Source organism: Pseudomonas sp. HR96, assembly GCF_034059295.1.
In the GTDB taxonomy this organism is placed as follows: Bacteria; Pseudomonadota; Gammaproteobacteria; order Pseudomonadales; family Pseudomonadaceae; genus Aquipseudomonas.
Genome location: NZ_CP139141.1, coordinates 974,618 through 999,328, shown reverse-complemented (window position 1 = coordinate 999,328; position 24,711 = coordinate 974,618). Strand labels below are relative to the sequence as shown.

At 64.5% G+C, this 24,711-nt stretch carries 24 protein-coding genes and 1 tRNA gene; 14 read left to right on the top strand and 11 right to left on the bottom strand.

Annotation, left to right across the window (positions count from 1 at the left end):
- Positions 1-35: 35 nt before the first annotated feature.
- Together hemH and SFA35_RS04690 are read right to left on the bottom strand one after the other, a co-directional pair.
- The gene (gene hemH / locus SFA35_RS04695) at positions 36-1,064 is read right to left on the bottom strand and encodes a ferrochelatase (protein WP_320575724.1); all 1,029 of its coding nucleotides are present in this window, start codon (positions 1,062-1,064) and stop codon (positions 36-38) included.
- A gap of 40 nt (positions 1,065-1,104) precedes the next feature.
- Positions 1,105-2,004, bottom strand: a complete 900-nt coding sequence (locus tag SFA35_RS04690) for a TIGR01777 family oxidoreductase (RefSeq protein WP_320575722.1) — start codon at positions 2,002-2,004, stop codon at positions 1,105-1,107.
- A gap of 210 nt (positions 2,005-2,214) precedes the next feature.
- Here SFA35_RS04690 and SFA35_RS04685 point away from each other — a divergent pair, with 210 nt between their 5' ends.
- The 5 genes from SFA35_RS04685 to phrB all read left to right on the top strand — a co-directional run bounded on the left by SFA35_RS04685 (position 2,215) and on the right by phrB (position 6,904).
- Entirely contained in the window at positions 2,215-3,201 is a 987-nt protein-coding gene (locus SFA35_RS04685) for an NAD(P)/FAD-dependent oxidoreductase (protein WP_320575720.1), read from the top strand.
- Positions 3,194-3,424, top strand: a complete 231-nt coding sequence (locus SFA35_RS04680; protein WP_320575717.1) for a TIGR02450 family Trp-rich protein — start codon at positions 3,194-3,196, stop codon at positions 3,422-3,424. The genes SFA35_RS04685 and SFA35_RS04680 overlap by 8 nt, the downstream gene beginning before the upstream one ends.
- A 115-nt stretch (positions 3,425-3,539) precedes the next feature.
- The gene (locus SFA35_RS04675; protein WP_320575715.1) at positions 3,540-4,511 is read left to right on the top strand and encodes a DUF523 and DUF1722 domain-containing protein; all 972 of its coding nucleotides are present in this window, start codon (positions 3,540-3,542) and stop codon (positions 4,509-4,511) included.
- 2 nt (positions 4,512-4,513) lie between these two features.
- Positions 4,514-5,434, top strand: a complete 921-nt coding sequence (locus SFA35_RS04670; RefSeq protein ID WP_320575709.1) for a MerR family transcriptional regulator — start codon at positions 4,514-4,516, stop codon at positions 5,432-5,434.
- Between the two features lie 33 nt (positions 5,435-5,467).
- Positions 5,468-6,904 carry a deoxyribodipyrimidine photo-lyase gene (gene phrB, locus SFA35_RS04665; protein WP_320575707.1) on the top strand — a complete coding sequence of 479 codons (1,437 nt, stop codon included), beginning with the start codon at positions 5,468-5,470 and terminating at the stop codon, positions 6,902-6,904.
- 47 nt (positions 6,905-6,951) lie between these two features.
- Here the strand turns inward: phrB and SFA35_RS04660 are convergent, their stop codons facing one another.
- From SFA35_RS04660 to hemA, 6 genes are all read right to left on the bottom strand, one after another.
- Entirely contained in the window at positions 6,952-7,467 is a 516-nt protein-coding gene (locus SFA35_RS04660) for an acyloxyacyl hydrolase (RefSeq protein WP_320575706.1), read from the bottom strand.
- A gap of 125 nt (positions 7,468-7,592) precedes the next feature.
- On the bottom strand, positions 7,593-8,393 hold the full coding sequence (gene murI, locus SFA35_RS04655) for a glutamate racemase (RefSeq protein WP_320575704.1): 801 nt from the start codon (positions 8,391-8,393) through the stop codon (positions 7,593-7,595).
- Positions 8,386-9,141: a molybdopterin-synthase adenylyltransferase MoeB gene (locus SFA35_RS04650; protein ID WP_320575698.1), complete on the bottom strand. Its 756-nt coding sequence runs from the start codon at positions 9,139-9,141 to the stop codon at positions 8,386-8,388. Before SFA35_RS04650 ends, murI begins: the two co-directional genes overlap by 8 nt.
- The gene (gene prmC / locus SFA35_RS04645) at positions 9,135-9,965 is read right to left on the bottom strand and encodes a peptide chain release factor N(5)-glutamine methyltransferase (protein ID WP_320575695.1); all 831 of its coding nucleotides are present in this window, start codon (positions 9,963-9,965) and stop codon (positions 9,135-9,137) included. Before prmC ends, SFA35_RS04650 begins: the two co-directional genes overlap by 7 nt.
- The gene (prfA, locus tag SFA35_RS04640; RefSeq protein ID WP_320575693.1) at positions 9,966-11,048 is read right to left on the bottom strand and encodes a peptide chain release factor 1; all 1,083 of its coding nucleotides are present in this window, start codon (positions 11,046-11,048) and stop codon (positions 9,966-9,968) included.
- Positions 11,045-12,322: a glutamyl-tRNA reductase gene (hemA, locus tag SFA35_RS04635; protein WP_320575691.1), complete on the bottom strand. Its 1,278-nt coding sequence runs from the start codon at positions 12,320-12,322 to the stop codon at positions 11,045-11,047. Before hemA ends, prfA begins: the two co-directional genes overlap by 4 nt.
- A 175-nt stretch (positions 12,323-12,497) precedes the next feature.
- Here hemA and SFA35_RS04630 point away from each other — a divergent pair, with 175 nt between their 5' ends.
- The 9 genes from SFA35_RS04630 (at position 12,498) to SFA35_RS04590 (ending at position 21,111) form a co-directional block, all read left to right on the top strand.
- On the top strand, positions 12,498-14,225 hold the full coding sequence (locus SFA35_RS04630; protein WP_320575688.1) for a tetratricopeptide repeat protein: 1,728 nt from the start codon (positions 12,498-12,500) through the stop codon (positions 14,223-14,225).
- A 4-nt stretch (positions 14,226-14,229) separates the two neighbouring features.
- Positions 14,230-14,877, top strand: coding sequence for a lipoprotein insertase outer membrane protein LolB (gene lolB, locus SFA35_RS04625; RefSeq protein ID WP_320575686.1), 648 nt, complete (start codon positions 14,230-14,232; stop codon positions 14,875-14,877).
- Entirely contained in the window at positions 14,874-15,725 is an 852-nt protein-coding gene (gene ispE / locus SFA35_RS04620) for a 4-(cytidine 5'-diphospho)-2-C-methyl-D-erythritol kinase (protein WP_320575685.1), read from the top strand. Before lolB ends, ispE begins: the two co-directional genes overlap by 4 nt.
- Before the next feature lie 34 nt (positions 15,726-15,759).
- Positions 15,760-15,834 (top strand) — tRNA-Gln (locus SFA35_RS04615).
- Positions 15,835-15,881: 47 nt separating this feature from the next.
- On the top strand, positions 15,882-16,823 hold the full coding sequence (locus SFA35_RS04610; protein ID WP_003205529.1) for a ribose-phosphate pyrophosphokinase: 942 nt from the start codon (positions 15,882-15,884) through the stop codon (positions 16,821-16,823).
- A gap of 137 nt (positions 16,824-16,960) precedes the next feature.
- Positions 16,961-17,566 carry a 50S ribosomal protein L25/general stress protein Ctc gene (locus SFA35_RS04605; RefSeq protein ID WP_320575675.1) on the top strand — a complete coding sequence of 202 codons (606 nt, stop codon included), beginning with the start codon at positions 16,961-16,963 and terminating at the stop codon, positions 17,564-17,566.
- 76 nt (positions 17,567-17,642) lie between these two features.
- Positions 17,643-18,227 (top strand): aminoacyl-tRNA hydrolase, encoded by a 585-nt coding sequence (gene pth / locus SFA35_RS04600; protein ID WP_320575672.1) that lies wholly within the window; start codon positions 17,643-17,645, stop codon positions 18,225-18,227.
- Between the two features lie 21 nt (positions 18,228-18,248).
- Positions 18,249-19,349, top strand: coding sequence for a redox-regulated ATPase YchF (ychF, locus tag SFA35_RS04595; protein WP_320575670.1), 1,101 nt, complete (start codon positions 18,249-18,251; stop codon positions 19,347-19,349).
- A 520-nt stretch (positions 19,350-19,869) separates the two neighbouring features.
- A complete protein-coding gene (locus SFA35_RS04590; RefSeq protein ID WP_320575668.1) occupies positions 19,870-21,111 on the top strand; it encodes an acyl-CoA dehydrogenase family protein in 1,242 nt (413 codons plus the stop codon).
- Between the two features lie 3 nt (positions 21,112-21,114).
- Here the strand turns inward: SFA35_RS04590 and SFA35_RS04585 are convergent, their stop codons facing one another.
- From SFA35_RS04585 to SFA35_RS04575, 3 genes are read right to left on the bottom strand one after another with little or no spacing between them, the layout of a single operon-like run.
- Complete coding sequence (locus SFA35_RS04585) at positions 21,115-21,912, bottom strand: ABC transporter ATP-binding protein (protein ID WP_320575666.1); 798 nt, start codon at positions 21,910-21,912, stop codon at positions 21,115-21,117.
- A gap of 28 nt (positions 21,913-21,940) precedes the next feature.
- Positions 21,941-23,275, bottom strand: coding sequence for an ABC transporter substrate-binding protein (locus tag SFA35_RS04580; protein ID WP_320575664.1), 1,335 nt, complete (start codon positions 23,273-23,275; stop codon positions 21,941-21,943).
- 23 nt (positions 23,276-23,298) lie between these two features.
- Entirely contained in the window at positions 23,299-24,642 is a 1,344-nt protein-coding gene (locus SFA35_RS04575) for an ABC transporter substrate-binding protein (RefSeq protein ID WP_320575661.1), read from the bottom strand.
- Between the last annotated feature and the right edge of the window lie 69 nt (positions 24,643-24,711).

Genomic DNA, 24,711 nt, shown 5'->3' with positions numbered 1-24,711 from the left:
GTCAGAGGGAGAGGAGCACCTCTCCCACCTGGGCATCAGGCCATCACCGGCGCTCGCTCGCACAGGGTATTCAACGCCTCGCCCCACTGAAGGTTGTCATTCAGGCAGGGCACCAGCACCAACTCCTCTCCCCCGGCCGCGACGAATTGCTCGCGGCCGCGATCGCCGATCTCCTCCAGGGTTTCGATGCAATCGGCGACGAACGCCGGGCACATCACCAAAAGGCGCTTGACCCCCTGTTTCGCCAGCTCGTCCAGACGCGCCTCGGTATAGGGTTCGATCCATTTGGCGCGGCCCAGCCGCGACTGGAACGACACCGACCACTTGCCGTCCGGCAAACCCATACTCGTGGCAAAGGCGGCGGCCGTGCGCATGCACTGCGCGCGATAGCAGGTAGCAAGCACCGCAGGCGGTGCGTTGCGACAGCAACCGGCGTCCTTCAGGCAGTGGCTGCCGGTCGGGTCGAGCTTGGTCAGGTGACGTTCGGGCAGGCCGTGGAAACTCAGCAGCAGGTGGTCGAACGGCGCCGCCTCCAGGTACGGACGAGCACTGGCGGTCAGCGCCTGGATATATTCCGGCTGATCGTAAAACGGTGGCACCACGGCAAATTTCACCGCCAGCCGGTGTTCGCGCACCACGCGTTTGGCTTCCTCGATCACCGTGGTCACGGTGCTGTCGGCAAACTGCGGATACAAAGGTGCCAGGGTTATCTCACCGACGCCCTGCCCGGCCAGGCGGGTCAGCACCGTCTGCAGCGACGGCTCGCCATAACGCATGGCGATCTCCACCGGGCCATGGCGCCATTGTTCGCGCATCACCGCCTGCAGGCGTCGGGTCAGCACCACCAGCGGCGAGCCTTCGTCCCACCAGATGGAGGCATAGGCGTGGGCCGATTGCTCGGGCCGCTTGACCAGGATCAGCGACACCAGCAGCCGGCGCACCGGCCAGGGCAGGTCGATGACGTAGGGGTCCATCAGAAACTGGTTGAGATAACGGCGGACATCAGCCACTTCGGTCGAAGCTGGCGAGCCCAGGTTCACCAGCAGCAAGGCGTGGTCGGTCATGCGAGGTCCTGAATCAAAGGGTGATAGACGTGCAGCCAGTTCACAGATGCGGCGCCAGTTCGGCCAGCGCCTGGGACAATTCGGTGTAGCGAAAGACGAAGCCGGCTTCCAGCAACCGGGCTGGGCGCGCGTGCTGGCCGCCCAGCAGCAGCCCGGACATTTCGCCCAGCGGCCGCAGCAGCAGCGCCGGCAGCGGCAGGAAGGCCGGCCGGTGCAACGCGCGGCCGAACAACCGGGCGAACTCGCGGTTGCGCACCGGCTGCGGCGCGCAGGCATTATAGGGACCGCTGGCATCGTTGCGGTGCAAGATAAAATCAATCAAGGCGATTTGGTCATCGATGTGAATCCATGCCATCCATTGCCGGCCATCGCCGATCGGGCCGCCCAACCCCAGTTTGAACGGCAGCTTCAGCGGCTGCAGAAAACCGCCCTCGCTGGCCAGCACCAGCCCGGTGCGGATGCAGGCCACACGAATACCCAGCGCTTGCGCACGCAAGGCAGTTTCCTCCCAGGCGATGCACAACTGGCTGGCGAAATCCTCGCGGACCGGCGGCGCGGCCTCGGTCAACTCACGCTCGCCGCCGTCGCCGTACCAGCCCACCGCCGATCCGGAGATCAATACCGCTGGCCGGCTCTCGCGGCTCTCCAGCCAGGCCAGCAGGCGCTCGGTCGAACCGATGCGACTGGCCCACAGGCTGGCGCGGCGCTTGCCGGTCCAGGGCCGCGCAGCGATCGGCTGACCGGCCAGGTTGACCACCGCGTCGACCGGCGCATTGCCCAACTGCGACAAATCTGCGATACCTTGAACCGAGGCTCCGCACAGCCGCGGGACCTCTTCGGGGCGCCGGCTGAGCACAGTGAGCCGGTGGCCCTGGGCAAGCCAGTATTGGCAGAGACGGCGGCCGATCAGACCGGTACCGCCGGTCAGCAAGATGTGCATGGCAGCTTCCTTGTTGACGATTCAGCGGGTATCGCTGAGGTATGTTGTAGGTAAGGTATTTTTGGAAAGGGTCGGCACTTTTACCGGCACCCCTTCTCAGATAAACATAGGACAAGCATTTAGTAAGGACGTCATAACTTATACCAGAGCTGCACGTTGTACAGGTTTGTTTTGTCGCCTAGTCTGTACACAGAAGTAACGAGGCCACTCATGACCGCACCTATTGCCATCATCGGTACCGGCATCGCCGGGCTGGCTGCCGCCCAGGCGCTGCAGCAGGCCGGGCTCAGCGTCCAGTTGTTCGACAAGAGCCGCGGGCCCGGTGGGCGCATGTCCAGCAAGCGCAGCGAAGCCGGCTCGCTGGACATGGGCGCGCAGTACTTCACCGCCCGCGACCGGCGCTTCGTCAATCAGGTCCAGCAGTGGGTCACCGCAGGCTGTGTCGAGCAGTGGACCCCGCAACTCTACAACTCCAACGCCGGCGTACTCAGCCCCTCGCCCGACGAACAGGTGCGCTGGGTCGGCACCCCGCGCATGAGTGCGATTGCCCGGCAGATGCTCGGCGAGCTGCCGGTGGAATATTCCTGCCGCATCACCGAAGTGTTCCGCGGCACCCAGCACTGGCACCTGCAGGACGCCGAAGGCCGTGGCCACGGGCCCTTCAGCCAGGTCGTGATCGCGCTGCCGGCGCCCCAGGCCACGGCGCTCCTGGCCACGGTGCCAAAGCTCGCGGCCGCCGCCGCAGGTGTGCAGATGGACCCCACCTGGGCCGTGGCGCTGGCGTTCGATGCGCCGCTGCAAACTGCCATGCAAGGCTGCTTCATCCAGGACAGCCCGCTGGACTGGGTCGCACGTGATCGCAGCAAGCCGGGCCGGGACACCAACCGCGACACCTGGGTCCTGCACGCCAGCGCCAGCTGGAGCCGCCAGCACATCGACCTGTCCAGGGAGGCCGTGATCGAACGGCTGCATGGCGCTTTCGCCGAACTGCTCGACTGCGTCATGCCACCGCCCAGCTTCAGCCTGGCGCACCGCTGGCTGTATGCCCGCCCGGTGGGCGGCCGCGAATGGAGCTCACTGGCCGACGCTGATCTTGGCCTGTACGTGTGCGGCGACTGGTGCCTGTCCGGGCGCGTCGAGGGCGCCTGGCTAAGCGGCAACGATGCCGCCCGCAAGCTGCTCGCCCACCTTGAATAAGCCCGCGCGTCACCGCCTCAACCCGCGCAAGTTGCTGCTGTCGAAATGGACGGCAGCCGAGCCGCAGAACCGCGAAAAGCACTTTCTGGTCACCGAACTGTTTCGCGACGAAGCGGGTACGGTGCTCGAAATCGAGCTGCAGGCGGTGCTCACCCAGCGCAACCAGCGGCTGCCCTGGCAGGCGCTGCAGGATGCGGAGCGCTGGCACAGCGGCTGGAGATAGAACTGGGCCCGCCCTGATAAAAGTTGTACATCGGAGTTGACTTGTACAACAGGCAACCTATGATAAATAAATCTGTACAAACAAAACCGCCTGTACAGGTTTATTCGAGGTTTGCATGCCCGAGACCGTCACACCTGCGCCCCTCAAGCCACGGCTGGCCATCAGCGCCTGCCTGATGGGCGACGAGGTGCGCTACAACGCCGGACACAAGCAGTCACTGCTGTGCCGCAACGCCCTGGCCGAGCATTTCGACTTCATCCGCGTCTGCCCGGAAGTGGCGATCGGCCTGGGCATTCCTCGCGAGCCGATCCGCCTGGTGGGCGAGCCGAATCAGCCCCGTGCGGTGGGCACCGTGCATGCCGAGCGGGACGTCACGGATGCCCTGGCCCAGTACGGTGCCCACATGGCCGGCCAGCTCGACGATATCTGTGGCTACATCTTCATGCAGAAGTCACCGTCGTGCGGCCTGGAGCGGGTCAAGGTCTACCGTGACAACGGCGCCCCGCAAGCCGACGGCGGCCGCGGCATCTATGCCCAAGCGTTCTGCGCGGCCTACCCTGACCTGCCGGTAGAAGAAGAAGGCCGCCTGAACGATCCGGTCCTGCGGGAAAACTTCCTGGTCCGGGTATTCGCCTACGCCGACTGGCAACGCGTACGCGCCGCCGGCTTGAGCCGCCGCGCCCTGACCGAATTCCATGCGCGCTACAAATATCAGCTCATGGCCAACAACCCACCGCAATACAAGGTACTGGGCAAAATGCTGGGCAGCATGGGCGAGGCCGATGCCAATGACGTGGGCCCGCGTTACTTCAGCCAGTTGATGGCCGCGCTCAAGCGCTGCGCAACGCGCGGTACCCATAGCAACGTCTTGCTGCACCTGAGCGGCTACCTCAAGCAGCATATCGGGCCTGCGGACAAGCAAGAGATGCTCCAGCTGATTGATCAATACCGCCAGGGCATCGTACCGCTGGTCGTGCCGCTGACCCTGCTCAAGCACCTGTTTCGCTTGCACCCGGATCCGTACATCGCGCAGCAGGTCTACCTGCAGCCGCACCCGGAAAACCTCAGCCTGCGCAATGCGATCTGACCATGACAGATATCGAGCCGATACCCAGCGCCAACTGGCTGCCGATCCGTGAAGTGTCACGGCTGACCGGGGTCAACCCGGTCACCCTGCGCGCCTGGGAGCGGCGCTATGGCTTGGTGATACCGCACCGTACGGCCAAAGGGCACCGGCTGTTCGACATCGCCCATGTCGAGCGCATCCAGCAGATACTGACCTGGCTCAACCGCGGCGTGGCCGTCAGCCAGGTCAAGGCGCTGATCGACGCGCCGAGCACAGGCGCCCCCGCTGCCCCGGGCAACGACTGGGTGCCCCTGCGGCGCAACCTGCTGCAAGCCATCGGCAGCCTGAGCGAACGGCGCGTCGACGAACTGTTCAACCAGGCCATGGCTCTGTATCCGCCGGCGACCTTGTGCGAGCAGTTGATGCTGCCCTTGCTGGCGGAGCTGGACCACCGCTGGCAAGGGCAATTCGGTGCGCAGATGGAACGGGTGTTCTTCTACAGCTGGCTGCGCAGCAAGCTGGGCGCGCGCATCTATCACAACAACCGCCAGCTGCGCGGCCGGCCATTGCTGATGGTCAATCAGTCCGACCTGGCCATGGAGCCTGCCCTGTGGCTGACCGCCTGGCTGGCCAGCGGCGCCGGTTGCCCGGTGGAGGTCTTCGACTGGCCACTGCCGGCCGGCGAACTGGCCCTGGCCTGCGAGCGCCTGGACGCCCGCGCCCTGGTGCTCTACGCCAGCAAAGCCATGCCGCTCGGCCAGTTGCCGCGCCTGCTGAGCAACTGCCCCTGCCCCAAGCTGATCGTCGGCCCGGCCGTGCGCATTCACCATAACGACTGGCTGGCCATCAGCGCCCAGGTCGGCGACCTGCACCTGCTCGACACTCCCCTCAAGGCCCAGGCCCGGCTGCACCAGCTTGGCCTGCTGCACGAGCCGGCGAGTTGAGAATTATTATTCGATCTGCCCCAAGAGAGCCTTATGCAGCTGATCTGGTTTCGCTGTGACCTGCGGGTCCACGACAACACCGCACTGGCCGCCGCCTGCAAGCAGGGCCCGGTGGTCGCCCTGTACCTGGTCAGCCCGGGCCAATGGCGCGAGCACGATGATGCGCCGGCCAAGGTCGACTTCTGGCTGCGCAACCTGGCCGAGCTGCGCCAACAGCTCGAGGCCCTGCACATCCCGCTGCTGGTGCGCACGCTCGAGTTCTGGAGCGAGGCGCCCAAGGTACTGGCCGAGGTCTGCGGGCAGCACTCGGTGCAGGCCGTGCACTGCAATGAAGAATACGGCGTCAATGAAAGCGCCCGTGACAGCGCCGTGCGCCAGCGCCTGGGCAAGGACGGCATCGAGCTGCACAGCCATCTCGACCAGTTGTTTTTCAAGCCGGGCAGCGTGCTGACCAAAAGCGGCACCTATTTCCAGGTGTTCAGCCAGTTTCGCAAAGTCTGTTACGAGCGCTTTCACCAGTCCGTGCCAGCCTTGGTGCCCAAGCCCCGCGCCCAGGCCCCCGTGTCGATCAAGAGTGACGCGCTGGCGCGTAGCGCCGATGGCTTCGCCCAGCCGCCCAAGGCCATCATCGAGCTCTGGCCGGCCGGCGAGGATGAAGCGCGGCGGCGTCTGACGCACTTCTGCGGCGGGCCCATCGAGGATTACCTGAGCGAACGCGACTTGCCCGCTCACCCTGGCACCAGCCAGCTGTCGGCGTATCTGGCGGCGGGAGTGGTGTCGCCACGCCAGTGCCTGCACGCTGCGCTGGCCAGCAACCAGGGCGAGTTCCAGAGTGGCAACGTCGGCGCCGTGACCTGGATCAACGAGTTGTGCTGGCGCGAGTTCTACAAACACATCCTCGTCGGCTATCCGCGAGTGTCAATGCACCGCGCCTTTCGCCAGGAAACCGAGGCCCTGCGCTGGCGCGACGCACCGGCCGACCTGCAAGCGTGGCAGGAGGGTCGGACGGGTTTGCCGATCGTCGATGCAGCGATGCGCCAGTTGGTGGCCACCGGCTGGATGCACAACCGCTTGCGCATGATCACGGCGATGTTCCTGACCAAGAACCTGTTGATCGACTGGCGCCTGGGCGAGCGCTTTTTCATGCAACATCTGATCGATGGCGACCTGGCTTCCAATAACGGTGGCTGGCAGTGGAGTTCATCGACCGGCACCGACGCCTCGCCTTACTTCCGCATCTTCAACCCGACCAGCCAGTCGGCCAAGTTCGACGCGCAGGGCGTGTTCATCCGCCAATGGGTGCCGGAGTTGGCCAGTCTGGGTAACAAGGAAGTGCATGACCCGAACAGTGTCGGCGACTTGTTCAGCGGCGTTGGCGACTATCCGCGGCCAATCGTGGACCTGCGCAAGAGTCGCGAACGGGCGTTGGCGGCGTTTCGCGACCTGCCGCAGCGCGAGGTCGGGGGCTAACCGCCAGCGTGACTAGCGGCCAGCCCGGCCCTACCGCCGCCAGCGGCTTACAACGGAATCCGATAATTCAACGAATAGGCTTCGATGCCGTCGTTAGGCTCCTTGATACCGGCGTTGGAATAGTGGGTCACACGCAGGCTGACTTCCTGGCCATTGCCGAAATGCAGACCGGCGCCGATGCGGTCTTCAAAGTTGAAGGCGGTGCCCAGGTGCTTGTCTTCGACTTCCAGATGCTGGAACACCGAAACACCAATACCGGCATCGATGAAGGGCTTGATGTAATCGCCGCCAAACTCGTAGCGAAACACCGGCGCGAAGGAAAGGGTGTTGTTGCTTGGGTCTTTATTGCCTTCCCAGTGGGTCAGCCCGGCGTCCCAGTAACCGGTGAGATGTCCCGTGCTGCTTTGCAGCCAGCTTTGGTCCCAGTTCGATTGCAGGCTCAGACGGTAGACCATGGAGGTCTGCCCTGTATGCCCCACCGAGATCGACGCATCCAAAGCTTGCGCGCTATAGCACTGCCCCAAGGAGATAGCCGCCAGCGCGGCCATGCAAAATTTCTTCATATGAAACATCCCATTTTCAAATGCGGTGACAAATCTTTTTTTGTTTGAGCCCCAACAAGCCAGCATCAGAAATCGGCGTACCTCTGTAAGTTCAGCGGTACGCGGCCATCTACGGATGAAATTTCTTACGACTGGAAGCTTTGCACAATGTAAGACTTTTGCCACAAGGCGGGAAGTATGTGTTGCAAATGTTGCGGATTGGCACTGGTCCAGAACTGTGGCTCGGCGGCAGGGCCCACTGCCAGCAGATCGCGTTGCTGCAACAGGCGTTGCAACTGCCGGGCTACGGCGGCGCCGGTGTCGATCAGGCTGACCGGTGCCGGCACCATCTGCGCCAGCAGCGGCTTGAGGAAGGGATAGTGGGTGCAGCCGAGGATGATGGTGTCGCACCCTGCGTCGAGCAACGGCTGGACATAGCCAAGCAGCAGCTCGCGCAAGGCGGGCGCCTGCAAGTCGCCGGCTTCGATCAGCTCCACCAGCCCCGGGCAGGGCTGGGTGACCACGCGCACATCGCTGGCAAAACGGTCGAGCAAGGCGGCGAACTTGGCGCTCTGCAGGGTGCCCGTGGTGGCCAGCACGCCGACCACGCCGCTGCGGGTGGCGGCGGCGGCCGGCTTGACCGCCGGCTCCATGCCCACCAAGGGCCAGTTTGGGTAGCGCTCGCGCAGATCGGCGGCGGCAGCGACGGTCGCCGTGTTGCACGCCACCACCAGCGCCTTGGCGCCCTGCGCGCGAAAGAACTCGGCGATCTGCACGCAACGTTCGCGAATGAACTGCGGCGACTTTTCCCCATAGGGGATGTGCCCGCCGTCGGCCACGTACAGCAGCGACTCCCCGGGCAGCAGGCGCTGGATTTCGGCCAGCACGCTGAGGCCACCGACACCGGAATCGAAGACGCCCACCGGCGCCTGCCGGGCGTCAGCCATGCCGGGCTCCGCAGACGCTACACCCAGGGTCGCGCTTGACCCGCAACTCACGAAAGCGCGAGCCCAGCGCGTCGATCAGCAGCAGCCGGCCGACCAGCGGCTCGCCGAAACCGGCTAGCAGCTTCAGCGCTTCGAGCGCCTGCAAGCTGCCGACCAGGCCGACCAGCGGGCCCACCACCCCCGCTTCACTGCAGGTCAGTTCAGCTTCGCTGCCATGCCCGTACAGGCAGTGGTAGCAAGGGCTGGCAGGGTTGCGCGGGTCGAACACCGAGAGCTGCCCTTCCAGGCGAATGGCCGCGCCGCTGACCAGCGGCTTGCCGGCCTTCACGCAGGCGGCGTTGACCGCCTCGCGGGTGTGGAAGTTGTCGGAGCAATCAAGCACCAGGTCCACGGCCGCCACGGCAGCGGCCAGCGAGTCTTCGTCCAGCGCCTGGCGATGGGCGTGCAGGCGGATGCTCGGGTTGATCAAGCCCAGTCGCGCGAGAGCGGAGTCGACCTTGCTCATGCCCACCGTGGCCGTGTCGTGCAACACCTGGCGTTGCAGATTGGTCAGGTCGACGGTATCGAAGTCGGCCAGGTGCAACTCGCCGACCCCGGCCGCAGCCAGGTACAGCGCTACCGGCGAGCCCAGACCACCGAGGCCGACGATCAAGGCGCGGCTGGCCTTGAGGCGCAACTGGCCCTCGATGTCGATCTGCTGCAGGAGAATCTGCCGGCTGTAGCGCAACAGTTCCTCGTCACTCAGCACGGCAGGCGTCCCAGGGTGATGCGCTCGTGACCGGCGAAATCATCACGGCTCTCGATCTGCTCGAAGTCGTGCTTGGCCAGCAGCTCGCGCACGGCAGCCGCCTGGTCGTAGCCATGCTCGAGCAGCAGCCAGCCACCGGGTTCCAGATGCGCCGGCGCCTGGGCAATGATCAGGCGCAGGTCGTCGAGGCCGTCGGGGCCGGCCACCAGCGCACTGCTGGGCTCGAAGCGCACGTCACCGGCCGCCAGGTGCGGGTCGGCGGCAGCGATATAGGGGGGGTTGCTGATGATCAACTGGTAACGCTCGCCCGCCAGGGCATCGAACCAGTGGCTTTGCAGCACTCGGGCGTTGTCCAGCTGCAGGCGCTCGCGGTTGCGCTCGGCCAGAGCCACGGCTTCGGCGATGCGGTCCACTGCGGTCACGTGCCAGCCCTTGCGCTCGCTGGCCAGGGCCAGGGCAATAGCGCCGGTGCCGGTGCCCAGGTCGAGCACCTTGACCTCGCTCAGGGGCAGCAGCTCCAGCGCCGCTTCCACCAGCAACTCGGTCTCCGGACGCGGGATCAGGGTGTGCGGCGCCACTTCCAGGTCCAGCTTCCAGAAGCCCTGCTGGCCGAGGATATAGGCCACCGGCTCGCCCTCGCGACGGCGGCCCAGGTACTCGCTGAACGTGGTCGCGGCCTGGCTGCTGACGATGCGCTCGGGCCAGGTGTGCAAATAGCTGCGCGACTTGCCCAGCGCAGCGGCCAGCAGCAGCTCGATGTCCAGGCGCGCGGTCGGCGAATCGGGTAACTCGGCGTTTCTCAACAAACTGGCAATGACTGTCATTTACTCACCCAATGCCGCCAGTTGGTCGGCTTGATATTCTGCCAGCAACGGCTCTATGACGGCGTCGACCCCACCGGCCAGCACTTCATCCAGCGAATACAGGGTGAGGTTGACGCGATGGTCGGTGACGCGGCCTTGCGGGAAATTGTAGGTACGGATGCGTTCGGAGCGATCGCCCGAGCCCACCAGCAGCTTGCGCTCACTGGCGATGGCGTTCTGCGCAGCGCTGGTCTGCAGGTCGTTGAGCTTGGCCGACAACCAGGCCATGGCCCGGGCGCGGTTCTTGTGCTGGGAACGCTCTTCCTGGCACTCGACGACGATACCGGTGGGCAGGTGGGTGATGCGGATCGCCGAGTCCGTCTTGTTGACGTGCTGGCCGCCCGCACCGGATGAGCGGTAGGTGTCCACGCGCAAATCTGCCGGGTTGATCTCGATCGCCACCTGCTCGTCCGGTTCGGCCAGCACCGCCACGGTGCAAGCCGAGGTATGAATGCGGCCTTGGGATTCGGTTTCCGGCACCCGCTGCACGCGGTGCGCGCCGGACTCGAACTTGAGCTTGGCGTAGACGTTGTCGCCTTCGACCCGGGCGATCACCTCTTTATAGCCACCGTGCTCGCCCTCGTTCTCGGAAAGAATCTCGACCCGCCAGCCACGCCGCTCGGCGTAGCGCGAATACATGCGAAACAGGTCGCCGGAGAAGATCGCCGCCTCGTCGCCACCGGTTCCGGCGCGAATTTCGAGGAACACGTTGCGCCCGTCATTCGGATCCTTGGGCAGCAGCATGCGTTGCAGCTGGCCTTCCAGTATCGCCAGTTGCTCGCGGGCGTCGCGCACTTCCTCCACGGCCATCTCGCGCATGTCCGGGTCGCTGTCCTTGAGCAGGGCCTGGGCGCCTTCGAGGTCGGCCTGCACCTTGCCCCACTGCTGGAAGTGGCCGACCACCGGCTCGAGCTCGGCGTATTCGCGCGAATAGGTGCGAAAGCGCGTTTGATCGCTGATGACCTCGGCGTCGCCGAGCAGCGCCGTGAGTTCTTCGAATCGGTCCTGGATCATGTCCAGCTTGTTGAGCAGTGACGCTTTCATTGCGGGGGTTTATCCGTGGAGCCCTCGTTCAGGGCAAAGAGTTCCTGGGCCATGGCCAGCGCATCGAGGCGGCCTTCGGCGGAAAGTTTCTTCAACTGCACGCTGGGTGCGTGCAACAGCTTGTTGGTCAGGCCACGGGCCATCTGCCCGAGTATTTCCTCGGCATTGCCGCCATTGGCCAGCAAGCGCAACGCCTTCTGCAGTTCTTCGTCACGCAGCCGCTCGCTTTGCTGGCGATAGGCCTTGAGCACATCCACCGCGGCCAGCTCGCGCAGCCGCGCCATGAAGTCGTCGACGCCGCTGCTGACCAGTTGCTCGGCCGCCTGGGCAGCGCCTTGGCGGCTCTTGAGGTTCTCGGCCACCACTTCATGCAGGTCATCGACCGAGTACAGGTAAACGTCATCCAATTCGCCGACTTCAGGCTCGATATCCCGGGGAACGGCGATGTCGACCATGAAAATCGGCTTGTGCTTGCGCAGCTTCAGCGCGCTTTCCACTGCCCCCTTGCCCAGGATCGGCAGCTGACTGGCAGTGGAACTGATGACGATGTCGCTGTGCACCAGCTCCTGGGGGATATCCGACAGCAGCACGGCGTGGGCGCCGAACTGCGCGGCCAGGGTGCTGGCGCGCTCCAGGGTGCGGTTGGCCACCACGATACGCTTGATGCCCTGCTCATGCAGGTGGCGCGCGACCAGAGTGATGGTTTCCCCAGCGCCAATCAACAGCGCGCTGCTCTGCTGCAAATTGCTGAAGATCTGCTTGGCCAGGCTGACTGCGGCGAAAGCCACCGAAACCGGGTTCTCGCCGATGGCGGTGTCGGTACGCACCTGCTTGGCAGCACTGAAGGTGGCCTGGAACAATCGCCCCAGCCGCGGCCCGATGGTGCCGGCTTCACGGGCCACGGCATAGGCGGACTTCATCTGGCCGAGGATCTGCGGCTCGCCGAGCACCAGCGAGTCGAGGCCCGAGGCCACGCGCATCATGTGCCGCACGGCGGCGTCGTCTTCATGCACGTAGGCGCTGGCGCGCAGCTCTTCGATGCTCAGCCGGTGGTAGTCGGCCAGCCAGCGCAGGATGCTGTCGGCGGCCACATGGTCCTGGTCGATGTACAGCTCGCTGCGGTTGCAGGTCGACAGGATCGCCGCTTCGCGACTGTCGGTCAGCCGGCAGAGCTGCTGCAAGGCGTCGACCAGCTGCTCGGGAGTGAACGCCACGCGCTCGCGCACGTCCACCGAGGCAGTCTTATGGTTGATACCGAGGGCAAGAAAGGCCATGCAAGGTCGCTGATTCTGACGAGTAGCCGACAATTGTCCTACTTCGACAGTTCGAGAACAACCACCGCTCTCTATTGTCTCAATAGTCAGCACCGAGATGAGCCAACACTGGTGGGTTTTGCCCTCCGGCTTGTGTCATGATGATCCGACCGCAGGTAAGCCGCCAAATCCCTATATGAATAGAACTCCCGCATTGCTTCTCGCCTTTGCCTTGCTCAATGGCTGCCAGACGTGGCCCGGGCATGCCCAGCAGGCGACGCCACCTGCCGCACAGCCTGCACCGCCCCCCGAGGCCAAGCCTCAGGTCTATGGTTCATTGAGTGAAGAGACCACGTTCAGCCTGCTGACGGCGGAACTGGCGGGTCAGCGCAACCGGTTCGACATCGCCCTGGACAACTATATGACCCAGGCGATCCAGACTCAGGACGCCGGGGTGGCCGAGCGGGCGTTCCGCATTGCCGAATACCTGGGCGCCGACCCGTCGGCGCTCGAAGCCTCGCTGCTGTGGGCGAAGAATGCCCCGAGCAACCTCGACGCGCAGCGCGCCGCCGCTATTCAACTGGCGCGCAACGGCCGCTATGACGAGTCCATGGTGTACATGGAGAAGGTGCTCCAGGGCCAGGGCGACACGCACTTCGACTTCCTCGCCCTGTCGGCTGCCGACACTGATCAGAACACCCGCCGCGGCCTGCTGCAAAGCTTCAATCGCCTGTTGGTGAAGTACCCGAAAAATGGCCAGTTGATCTTCGGCAAGGCCCTGCTGATGCAGCAGGACGGCGACGGCGAAGGCGCACTCAAGCTGCTCGAGGACAACCCGCCGCAGGATGGCGAGATCGCCCCGATCCTGCTGCACGCGCGCCTGTTGACGGCGCTCGACCGCGGCAAGGAAGCGATTCCCCTGCTGGAAAAAAGCATCAAGAAATACCCGGACGACAAGCGCCTGCGCCTGACCTACGCGCGCACCCTGGTGGAACAGAACCGCATGGCCGACGCCAAGGTGCAGTTCGCCAGCCTGGTACAGCAATATCCGGACGACGACGAGCTGCGCTATTCGCTGGCCCTGGTGTGCCTGGAGGCCAAGGCCTGGGACGAGGCCGCCAGCTACCTGCACCAGCTGGTCGAGCGCGGCGCGCATGTCGACTCCGCGCACCTGAACCTGGGCCGCATCGCCGAGGAGCGCGACGACCTGCAAGGCGCGCTGGACGAGTACGGCCAGGTTGGCCCCGGCAACGACTTCCTGCCGGCCCAGCTGCGCCAGGCCGATATCCTGGTGTCCAACGGCCGCGCCGACGAGGCCACCAAGGCGCTGGCCGAAGCCCGCGCCGCCGAGCCGGACTACGCCGTTCAGTTGTACTTGATCGAGGCCGAGACCCTGGTCAACAACGACAAGAACGACCAGGCCTGGCAGGTCCTGCAAAAGGCCCTGCTGCAGTACCCGGACGACCTGAACCTGCTGTACACCCGCGCCATGCTGGCCGAGAAGCGCGACGATCTGCCGCAAATGGAAAAGGACCTGCGTACCATCATCAAGCGTGAACCGGACAATGCCATGGCCCTCAACGCCTTGGGCTACACGCTGTCCGACCGCACCACTCGCTACGCCGAGGCCAAGGCCCTGATCGAGAAGGCCCACAGCCTGACGCCGGACGACCCGGCGGTGCTCGATAGCCTCGGCTGGGTCAACTTCCGCCTGGGCAACCTCGATGTCGCCGAGGGCTTCCTGCGCCAGGCGCTGGAGCGCTTTCCCGACCAGGAAGTGGCCGCGCATCTGGGTGAAGTGCTGTGGGCCAATGGCAAACAGCGTGAAGCCAGGCAGGTTTGGACCAAGTTCCTCAAAGACCAGCCCGACAGCCCTATTCTTCGCAGCACCGTGCTGCGCGTGACCGGATCCGAGACCCTTTAAGCTTATGTTTTTGCGTAACCTCGTAGTGTTCAGCCTGATCGCCCTGCTCGCCGGCTGCGCCGGCATCGGCCCGCGCGAAGCCGTCGAAGGCCAGGGCAATACCCAGCAATGGAATCTCAACAAGGCACCCCTGGGCCAGCTGGACGGCTGGGAAATCAACGGCAAGGTCGGTATCCGCGCGCCCCGTGACTCGGGCAGCGGCACCCTGTACTGGCTGCAGCGCCAGGACTATTACGACATCCGCCTGTCCGGCCCGTTGGGCCGTGGCGCCGCGCGCCTGACCGGGCGCCCGGGCAAGGTCAGCCTGGAAGTCGCCGGCCAGGGCAAATACGACGCCGACAGCCCGGAGACCCTGCTGCAGGATCAACTGGGCTGGCGCCTGCCGGTGTCCAACCTGGTCTGGTGGGTGCGCGGCCTGCCGGCACCGCAGAGCAAAAGTCGCCTGACGCTCGACGGCAACAGCCGTCTGGCGCGCCTGGAGCAGGACGACTGGACAGTGGAATACCTGAGCTACACCGAGCAGAACGGCTACACCCTGCCTGATCGCATCAAGCTGCACGGCAAGGACCTGGACGTGACCCTGGTGGTCAAGGACTGGCAGCCACGGCGCCTGGGCCAAGCTGCGGCCCCGACGCCCGGGGCCGTGCCATGAGCGCAGGCCGCCTGACGCTGCCGGCCCCGGCCAAGCTCAACTTGATGCTGCACATCCTTGGTCGCCGTGCCGACGGCTACCATGAGCTGCAAACCCTGTTTCAATTTCTCGACTACGGCGACGAGCTGGACTTCGCCCTGCGCGCAGATGGCCAGGTGCAGCTGCACACGCCTATCGACGGCGTGCCCCACGACAGCAATCTGATCGTCAAGGCCGCGCGCAAGCTGCAGGCCTTGTCCGGCAGCTCGCTGGGCGCCGATATCTGGCTGAAGAAAGTGCTGCCCATGGGCGGCGGCATCGGCGGCGGCAGCTCCGATGCCGCCACCACCCTGCTGGCCTTGAATCATCTGTGGCAGCTGGGCTGGGACGCTGATCGCCTGGCTCAACTGGGCCTGACGCTGGGCGCCGACGTGCCGGTTTTCGTGCGCGGGCACGCGGCCTTCGCCGAGGGGATAGGCGAGAAGCTCACTGCCGTCGAACCCGCCGAGCCGTGGTATCTCTTGCTGGTGCCGCAAGTCTCTGTAAGTACAGTGGAAATTTTTAACGATCCGCTGTTGACACGTGACACGCCTGCCATTAAAGTGCGCCCCGTTCTCGAGGGAAACGGTCGTAATGACTGTCAACCAGTGGTCGAGCGTCGTTACCCAGAGGTTCGTAACGCTTTGAATTTGCTAGGCAAATTCACTGATGCAAGGCTCACAGGTACTGGAAGTTGTGTGTTTGGGGCCTTCCCAAGCAAAGCGGAAGCTGATAGAGTTTCGCACCTTCTTGCAGAGACCCTTACAGGGTTCGTGGCAAAGGGAAGCAACATCTCGATGTTGCATCGCAAGCTGCAAAGTCTGTTCTAAGAACCGAGTGCCAGGCACTCGATGATCCAGTTACAGGGGCGTCGCCAAGCGGTAAGGCAGCAGGTTTTGATCCTGCCATGCGTTGGTTCGAATCCAGCCGCCCCTGCCATTTTCCTATACTCATCCAGGTATACCCTCAGCCGGCAGGTACTGCGCGTGTCCAAGATGATGGTCTTTACGGGGAACGCCAACCCCGATCTGGCTCGGCGTGTCGTACGTCAGCTGCATATCCCACTCGGTGACATCTCTGTCGGAAAATTCTCCGACGGCGAGATTACCGCTGAGATCAATGAAAACGTTCGCGGTAAAGACGTCTTCATCATTCAGCCGACGTGTGCTCCGACCAACGATAACCTGATGGAACTGGTAGTGATGGCCGATGCCTTCCGCCGCTCCTCGGCAACTCGTATCACTGCTGTAATCCCCTATTTCGGTTATGCCCGTCAGGACCGTCGTCCGCGCTCTGCCCGTGTGGCAATCAGCGCGAAAGTCGTGGCCGACATGCTGACCGTGGTCGGGATCGATCGTGTGCTCACCGTCGATCTGCATGCCGACCAGATTCAGGGCTTCTTCGATATCCCCGTCGACAACATCTACGGCTCGCCCGTGCTGGTCGACGACATCGAGGATCAACGCTTCGAAAACCTGATGATCGTCTCCCCGGACATTGGTGGCGTCGTGCGTGCACGGGCCGTGGCCAAGTCGCTGGGCGTCGACCTCGGGATCATCGACAAGCGCCGCGAGAAGGCCAATCACTCCGAAGTGATGCACATCATCGGCGACGTCGAAGGGCGTACCTGTATTCTGGTCGATGACATGGTCGACACCGCCGGCACCCTGTGCCACGCGGCCAAGGCCCTGAAAGAGCATGGCGCCGCCAAGGTGTTCGCCTATTGCACGCACCCGGTGCTGTCGGGCCGTGCCATCGAGAACATCGAGAATTCCGTGCTGGACGAACTGGTGGTGACCAACACCATCCCGTTGTCCGCCGCCGCTCAAGCCTGTGTGCGTATCCGCCAACTGGACATCGCCCCGGTAGTGGCTGAAGCGGTCCGCCGCATCAGCAACGAAGAATCGATCAGCGCGATGTTCCGCTAAGGGCTCTGCCCGAAGCGACATCCGTTGACGTAAAGCGCCCCGCCCCGACAATCCTGCCGGGGCGGGGCTTTTTTGCCCATGTCGCCATGGCGGCGGTCGCAACCGCCAGGCAGATGTGGTTATTTTGGAGAGTCAACATGAACGAATTTACCCTGAATGCAGAAGCGCGTTCCGACCTGGGGAAAGGTGCGAGCCGCCGCCTGCGTCGCCTCGCCAGCCTGGTTCCTGCTGTGGTCTACGGTGGCGACAAAGCCCCTGAGTCCATCAGCATGCTGGCCAAGGAAGTTGCCAAGCTGCTGGAAAACGAAGCCGCTTTCAGCCACGTTATCGAGCTGAACGTCGGTGGCACCAAGCAGAACGTCCTGATCAAGGCACTGCAGCGTCACCCGGCCAAAGGCCACGTGCTGCACGCTGACTTCGTCCGCGTGGTAGCCGGTCAGAAACTGACCGCCATCGTGCCGATCCACTTCCTGAACCAGGAAGCAGCGGTCAAGAAAGGCGGCGAGATCTCGCACACCGAGACCGAGCTGGAAGTTTCCTGCCTGCCGAAAGACCTGCCTGAGTTCATCGAAGTCGACCTGGCCAACGCCGAAGTGGGCACCATTGTCCACCTGTCCGACCTGACCGCTCCTAAAGGCGTCGAGTTCGTGGCTCTGGCTCACGGCAACGACCTGGCTGTGGCCAACGTCCACCTGCCGCGCATCACCCCTGAAGAAACCCCAGCAGAAGGCGCTGCCGAGTAATCGGTACGCTGGAGGCGGGGCTTGTGCGAGAATCTTCGCCCTGCCCTGCCACCTACTGTAAGGAAGAGCCCCTGTCGTGACTGCCATACAACTGATCGTGGGTCTAGGAAATCCTGGCCCCGAATACGAACAGACCCGGCATAACGCAGGGGCTCTTTTCGTTGAACGCATCGCCTCCGCCCAGCGCGTCAATCTGGTCGCAGAGCGTAAATATTTTGGCCTGGTGGCAAAATTCAGCCATCAGGGCAGTGACATTCGTCTGCTGATCCCCACCACCTACATGAACCGCAGTGGGCAGGCCGTCGCGGCGCTGGCCAATTTCTACCGCATACCGGTCGAAGCGATTCTGGTGGCGCACGACGAACTCGATTTGCCTCCGGGCGTGGCCAAGCTCAAAGTGGGCGGCGGGCACGGTGGGCACAACGGCCTGCGCGACATCATCGCGCAGCTGGGTAACAACAACGGCTTTCACCGACTGCGGCTTGGCATCGGCCACCCGGGTGTCGCCAGCCAGGTGTCGAACTTCGTGCTGGGCCGCGCTCCGCGCGCCGAGCAGGAAAAACTCGACGCCAGTATCGATTATGCCCTCGGCGTGCTGCCGGATATCTTCGCCGGCGAGTGGAATCGCGCGATGAAAAACCTGCACAGCCAAAAGGCCTGACCCCACAACGAGGCAAGCATCATGGGATTCAACTGCGGTATCGTCGGCCTGCCCAACGTCGGCAAGTCCACCTTGTTCAATGCGCTGACTAAATCCGGTATCGCGGCGGAAAACTTCCCGTTCTGCACCATCGAGCCCAACAGCGGCATCGTGCCGATGCCCGACCCACGCCTGGCGGCGCTGGCGGCTATCGTCAACCCCAAGCGCATCCTGCCGACCACCATGGAATTCGTCGACATCGCCGGCCTTGTGGCGGGCGCTTCGAAAGGTGAAGGCCTGGGCAACAAGTTCCTCGCCAACATTCGCGAGACCGATGCCATCGCCCACGTGGTGCGCTGCTTCGAAGACGAGAACGTGATTCACGTCGCCAACAGTGTCGACCCCAAGCGTGACATCGAGATCATCGACCTGGAGCTGATCTTCGCCGACCTCGACAGCTGCGAGAAGCAACTGCAAAAGGTTACGCGCAACGCAAAAGGCGGCGACAAGGACGCCGTGGCGCAGAAAGGCCTGCTCGAGCAGCTGATCGCCCACTTCACCCTGGCCAAACCGGCCCGCAGCCTGATGAAGAACATGGGCGCCGATGAAAAGGCGATCATCCGTGGCTTCCACCTGCTGACCAGCAAGCCGGTGATGTACATCGCCAACGTCGCCGAAGACGGCTTCGACAACAACCCGCTGCTCGACGTAGTGCGCGCCATCGCCGAAGAAGAAGGCGCCATCGTGGTACCGGTGTGCAACAAGATCGAAGCGGAAATCGCCGAGCTCGACGACGGTGAAGAGAAGGACATGTTCCTCGAAGCCCTGGGCTTCGACGAGCCGGGCCTGAACCGGGTGATCCGCGCCGGCTACGACCTGCTGCACCTGCAGACCTACTTCACCGCCGGCGTCGAGGAAGTTCGTGCCTGGACCGTCAAGGTCGGCGCCACCGCGCCACAGGCCGCTGGCGTGATCCACACCGACTTCGAAAAAGGCTTCATCCGTGCCGAGGTCATCGCCTACAACGACTTCATCCAGTACAACGGCGAAGCCGGTACCAAGGAAGCGGGCAAGTGGCGGCTGGAAGGCAAGGAGTATGTGGTCAAGGACGGCGACGTGATGCACTTCCGCTTCAACGTCTGATCGCCTGCACCTTTGAAAAAACCGCGCCCCGGCGCGGTTTTTTCATGCCCGCAAACCGGCGCTCATGGGGCATTGCGCATCAATGTAGGAGCCGGCGCAGCTGGCGAGGGCATCACCTCGGTGGCCGGGTGGATCATCTGACCGAATCGCGGCCCATGGCCAATCAAGCCTGCCGTTCGGGGTTGCCCCGCTCGCCAGCTTCGCCGGCTCCTACACCGGGATGTGCACCCCGGACATTTACTTCGAACGTGCCGTTCCAGTGGCATTACCTATGACCGCCCCGAACATCAAGAGCGGTCAACCGTTGTTTGCAACCATGGAATCTACTACGCCACCTGTGGGCCGTTCCACATTTGCGCCCACTGCCGGCCCATGTTCACCCGGCAACAGCACATCAGCAGGATGCGCCTGCAGCCAACACCCCGAGGGCCGCAGGTCCAGCAAAAGGGCGCTCGCGGGCCCGGCACGGGCTGTGCAATCTCCTGCTCGACGCTGTCTTTTCTGCCCCAGGAGAACCTGCATGACTGCCCGCGAACATCCCCTGCCCTCCCTCGCCACCGGCGCCGACTATGCCGAGCTGGCCGCCCGTTTCAGACCGATCTTTGCCCGTATCGCCGAGGGCAGCGTTGCCCGCGAGCGTGAGCGGGTACTGCCGTACGAACAGATCCAGTGGCTCAAGGAGGCCGGCTTCGGCGCGGTCCGTGTGCCGGTCGAACAAGGCGGCGGCGGCGCTTCCCTGCCGCAGCTGCTCGAGTTGCTGATCGAGCTGGCTGCTGCCGACTCGAACATTCCCCAGGCATTGCGGGCGCACTTCGCCTTTGTCGAGGATCGCCTCAACGCCCAGGCCAGCGCGCCGCAGGAGGTGTGGTTCAAGCGCTTCGTGGCCGGTGAACTGGTGGGCTGCGCCTGGACCGAAGTGGGCAGCGTGAAGATCGGCGACGTGATCACCCGTGTGTCACGCCAGGGTGAGCAGTGGGTGGTCAACGGCACCAAGTACTACAGCACCGGCAGCCTGTACGCCGACTGGATCGACCTGTTCTCCCGGCGTGACGACACCGGTGGCGATGTGATTGCCGTGGTCCGCACGCAGCAGCCAGGTGTGCAGCAAAAAGATGATTGGGACGGTTTCGGCCAGCGCACCACCGGCAGCGGCACATCGGAGTTCGTCAACGCCGTGGTCGAGGAAGAGAACGTCATCGACTTCGCCAGCCGCTTCAAATACCAGACGGCGTTCTACCAGCTGGTGCTGCTGGCGGTGATCGCCGGTTCCGGGCGCGCTGCCGTGCGCGACTTCGCCGGCGAAGCGAGCCGGCGCACCCGCGTGTTCAGCCATGGAGCGGGCGCTTCGACCAGCCAGGACCCGCAAGTGCAGCAGGTGATCGGCAAGGCCTCGGGCCTGGTTTACGCTGCCGAAGCCGCCTCCGTGCGCGCCGCACACGCGGCCCAGGCGGCCTATCAGGCGCGCTTTGGCAATGACGCCGAAGCCGAACGCCAGGCCAATATCGCCGCCGAGCTGGAATCGGCGCAGGCCCAGGTGGCGGCCGTCGACCTGGTGCTGCGCGCCACCAGCGACCTGTTCAACAGCCTCGGCGCCTCGGCCACCAGCACCAGCCGCCAGCTCGACCGCCACTGGCGCAACGCGCGCACGGCCGCCTCGCACAACCCGGTGATCTACAAGGAGCGCATCCTCGGTGACTGGGAGATCAACGCCACCGAGCCGCCCTACGTCTGGCAGATCGGTGGCGGGGCCAAGCAAGGCTGAGTCTCAGGCCTGGGCCTTGCCGCCCAGGTAGAAGTGCTGGATGTCCTCTCGCGCCGCCAACTGCTCGGCGGCGCCCTCACCGACCACCCGGCCGTTCTCCAGGATGTAGGCGTAGCTGGCGTGGCGCAGGGCCACGTTGATGTTCTGCTCGGCCACCAGAAAACTCACACCCTCCTGGCGGTTGAGCTGGGCGACGATCTCGAAGATCTCTTCGACGATGATCGGCGCCAGGCCCATGGACGGCTCGTCGAGCAGCACCAGGCTGGGCCGGGTCATCAAGGCCCGACCGATCGCCAGCATCTGCTGCTCGCCGCCGGAGGTCAGGCCGGCCTGGGTCTTGCGCTTGGTCCGCAGGCGCGGAAACCAGGCGTAGATGCGCTCCAGTTCCTCGGCCAGGCGGGCCCGCGAGGGCTTGCGCAGAAAGCCTCCGGTGCGCAGGTTTTCCTCGATGGTCAGGTGGGCGAACACATGCCGCCCCTCCAGCACGTGGACGATGCCCTGGCGGGCCAGCTGGTTGGCGGGGATGCCGGCGGTGTCGGCGCCGCGAAAGCGGATGGCGCCGCGACTGACCCTTGCCCGGTCGGCCTGCACCAGGCCGGAGATGGCCTTGAGCGTGGTGCTCTTGCCAGCGCCGTTGGCCCCCAGCAGGGCGACGATGCCGCCCTGCTCGACGCGCAACGACACCCCGGCGACGGCCAGGATGGCGCCGTCGTAGATCACCTCGATATCCTCCACTGCCAACAGCTCGGCGGCGCCAGGCTGAGGCTTTGGTTGACTGGGTTGACTGGGTTGCGTGCTCATGGGCGTTGCCCTCCCGAACGGTGCATGCTCATTGCCCTGGCTGGCAATCGCGTGGGGTGATGCCTTTTTCGCGGGCGAACTCGGCGGCCTTGGCATCGATCAGCGGGCGCAGGGTGGCGCGGTCGGCCTGCACCCAGTCGGTCACAAGCTTCCATTGCTGGCCGTCCCACTGCTGCACCTTGGCCGCGCCGCCACCTTCGTGGTCGCTGCAGGACAGCTTGAGCGGCTGCATCAGGCCCAGAAAACCGATGGCCTTGAGGCGCGCATCGTCCAGGTCCAGATGCTCCAGGCCCCAGCGTCCCTCTTCGCCGGTCAGCGGGCGGTTGCCGAATTTCTTCTGCCCGGCGCGGATGGCTTCCACGGCGATGGCGGCGTTCACCAGGCCGGAGTTGTAGTACACGCTGCCGAAGCTGCGCGGGTCCTTGAGGTCGCTTTCACCCTTGTCGAGGATGTTCTGCTTGAGGCGCTGATGGATGTCGAAGGTGGCACCGCCCGGGTAGGGGGTCAGCGCCAGGTAGCCCTTGCCGGCCTCGCCGGCGGGCAGCACGTCCTCGTCGGAGCTGGCCCAGATGTCGCCGACGATATGGTCCACCGGGTAGCCAAAGCGCGCGGCGGTCTTGATCGCCACCGGTGTGGACACGCCCCAGGTGCGCAGGAAGATCCAGTCCGGCTTGAGCTGCCGTACCTGGCGCCATTGCGCGGCCTGTTCGTTGCCGGGGTCGGCTACCGGGATCTGGATGTTCTCGAAGCCGTATTTCTCGGCCAGCAACTGCAGCGGCCGCTGGGTTTCGCGGCCATAGGCCGAGTCGTGGTACACCGTGGCGATCTTCTTGCCCCGCAACTTGTCGAGCCCGCCTTCGCGCTGGGCCACGTAGTTGATGAAAGCCGAGGCCTCGCTGTAGAAAGTCAGCATCACCGGAAAGTTGTACGGGAACACCGTGCCATCGGTGGCCTCGGTGCGGCCGTAGCCCAGGGTGATCAGCGGGATCTTGTCGGCCTCGGCTTTTTCCGCCAGCGCGTAGGCCGCCGGCGCGCCATTGGGTTGGTAGACGGCCACCGGCGCGCCGTCCAGGCCGTGCTTGAAGCGCTCGTAGCACTCGATGCCTTTTTCTGCGGTCCACTCGGTCTCGCATTCCTGCCAGGTCAGCTTGACGCCGTTGATGCCGCCTTCGACCTCGTTGATGTAGCGCAGGTAGTCGATCATTCCGGCCCACACCGGGATGCCGCTGGAGGCGTAGGCGCCGACCCGGTAGGTGGCCAGCGGGATGAACTGCGCAGTAGCGTCGGCCTGCACCGGCAGGGCCGCGGGCAGGCCGAGCAGCAGCACAGTGGTGGCCAGCAGGCGTTTGAGCGGTTTGTGCATGATATTGGCTTCCTTGAACGGGATCATGATTGCGGCGCCGAGCAGTCACGGGCGGTGATGCCCTTTTCCTTGGCGTAACTGTCGGACTTGGCTTCGATCAGCGGGCGCAGGGTGTCGCGGTCAGCCTGAATCCAGTCGGTCACCAGCACCCACTGCTGGCCATCCCACTGCTGGATACGGGCCGCGCCGCCGCCTTCGTGGTCGGCACAGGACAATTTGAGCGGCGCCAGCAAGCCCTCGAAACCGATCGCCTTGAGCCGCGCGGTGTCGATGTTCAGGTGCTCGAAACCCCAGCGCGCCTCCTCGCCGTTGAGTGGGCGGTTGCCGAATCGGCCCTGGGCGGTGCGCAAAGCCTCCACCGCGATGGCGGCGTTGATCAGGCCGATGTTGTAGTACACCTTGCCGAAATAGCTGGGGTCCTTGAGGTCGCTCTTGCCGGGATCGAGGATCGCCTGCCTGAGGCGCTGGTGGATCTCGAAGCCGTCGCCGCCGGGGAACGGCGCCAGTGCCTGGTAACCCTTGGCGGCGCTGCCGGCCGGGATCACGTCGGCCTCGGAACCGGCCCAGACATCACCGATGATGTGATCGACGGCGATGCCGAAGCGCACGGCGGTCTTCAGCGCCACGGGGGTGGACACGCCCCAGGTGCGCAGGAAGATCCAGTCCGGTTGGATCTGCCGCACCTGGCGCCACTGGGCCGATTGCTCGTTGCCGGGGTCGGCGACCGGGATCTGGATGTTCTCGAAGCCGTACTTCTGCGCCAGCAGGGTCATGGCCGCCTGGGTTTCCCGGCCGTAGGCCGAGTCGTGGTAGACGGTGACGATCTTCTTGCCCTTGAGCCGATCGAAGCCACCCTCGCGCCCGGCGATGTAGTTGATGCCCACCGAGGCCTGGCTGTAGTAGTTGAGCAGCAACGGGAAGGCATAGGGGAACACCCGGCCGTCGGTGGACTCGGTGCGCCCGCCGGCGCCGTCGATCAACGGAATCCTGTCGGCCGCACCCTTTTCCATGAGCGCATAGGAGCCCGGGGTGCTGTGGGTGAAGAAGAACGCCGTAGGCGCGCCGTTCAGGCCGCCCTTGAAACGCTCGTAACACTCGACGATGCGATCGACGTTCCATTCAGTCTCGCACTCCTGCCACACCAGCTTGACGCCGTTGACGCCCCCCTGCACCTCGTTGACGTAGCGAAAATAATCGATCTCCCCGGCCCACCAGGGAATGCCGCTGGAGGCATAGGCGCCGACGCGGTAGGTGGCCATGGGCACGAACTGCTCATTGCCGGCGGCGTGGCTGGTGACGGGTAACGCGGCCTGAAGGCCGAGGGCGAGCAAAGCGCCCACGAAGGTACGCTGCAAAGTCGTGCGCATGTCGTTCACTTGTCTGAAAGGTCGTGGTTGCCCCTCCCGTGGCCGGGTCAAGGTATGGGTCGTAAGGTC

Coding starts and splice junctions, on each gene's coding strand:
- hemH (WP_320575724.1), bottom strand. CDS start 1,064: ATGACCGACCACGCCTTGCTGCTGGTGAACCTGGGCTCGCCAGCTTCG.
- SFA35_RS04690 (WP_320575722.1), bottom strand. CDS start 2,004: ATGCACATCTTGCTGACCGGCGGTACCGGTCTGATCGGCCGCCGTCTC.
- SFA35_RS04685 (WP_320575720.1), top strand. CDS start 2,215: ATGACCGCACCTATTGCCATCATCGGTACCGGCATCGCCGGGCTGGCT.
- SFA35_RS04675 (WP_320575715.1), top strand. CDS start 3,540: ATGCCCGAGACCGTCACACCTGCGCCCCTCAAGCCACGGCTGGCCATC.
- SFA35_RS04670 (WP_320575709.1), top strand. CDS start 4,514: ATGACAGATATCGAGCCGATACCCAGCGCCAACTGGCTGCCGATCCGT.
- phrB (WP_320575707.1), top strand. CDS start 5,468: ATGCAGCTGATCTGGTTTCGCTGTGACCTGCGGGTCCACGACAACACC.
- SFA35_RS04660 (WP_320575706.1), bottom strand. CDS start 7,467: ATGAAGAAATTTTGCATGGCCGCGCTGGCGGCTATCTCCTTGGGGCAG.
- murI (WP_320575704.1), bottom strand. CDS start 8,393: ATGGCTGACGCCCGGCAGGCGCCGGTGGGCGTCTTCGATTCCGGTGTC.
- prmC (WP_320575695.1), bottom strand. CDS start 9,965: ATGACAGTCATTGCCAGTTTGTTGAGAAACGCCGAGTTACCCGATTCG.
- prfA (WP_320575693.1), bottom strand. CDS start 11,048: ATGAAAGCGTCACTGCTCAACAAGCTGGACATGATCCAGGACCGATTC.
- hemA (WP_320575691.1), bottom strand. CDS start 12,322: ATGGCCTTTCTTGCCCTCGGTATCAACCATAAGACTGCCTCGGTGGAC.
- SFA35_RS04630 (WP_320575688.1), top strand. CDS start 12,498: ATGAATAGAACTCCCGCATTGCTTCTCGCCTTTGCCTTGCTCAATGGC.
- lolB (WP_320575686.1), top strand. CDS start 14,230: ATGTTTTTGCGTAACCTCGTAGTGTTCAGCCTGATCGCCCTGCTCGCC.
- ispE (WP_320575685.1), top strand. CDS start 14,874: ATGAGCGCAGGCCGCCTGACGCTGCCGGCCCCGGCCAAGCTCAACTTG.
- SFA35_RS04605 (WP_320575675.1), top strand. CDS start 16,961: ATGAACGAATTTACCCTGAATGCAGAAGCGCGTTCCGACCTGGGGAAA.
- ychF (WP_320575670.1), top strand. CDS start 18,249: ATGGGATTCAACTGCGGTATCGTCGGCCTGCCCAACGTCGGCAAGTCC.
- SFA35_RS04590 (WP_320575668.1), top strand. CDS start 19,870: ATGACTGCCCGCGAACATCCCCTGCCCTCCCTCGCCACCGGCGCCGAC.
- SFA35_RS04585 (WP_320575666.1), bottom strand. CDS start 21,912: ATGAGCACGCAACCCAGTCAACCCAGTCAACCAAAGCCTCAGCCTGGC.
- SFA35_RS04580 (WP_320575664.1), bottom strand. CDS start 23,275: ATGCACAAACCGCTCAAACGCCTGCTGGCCACCACTGTGCTGCTGCTC.
- SFA35_RS04575 (WP_320575661.1), bottom strand. CDS start 24,642: ATGCGCACGACTTTGCAGCGTACCTTCGTGGGCGCTTTGCTCGCCCTC.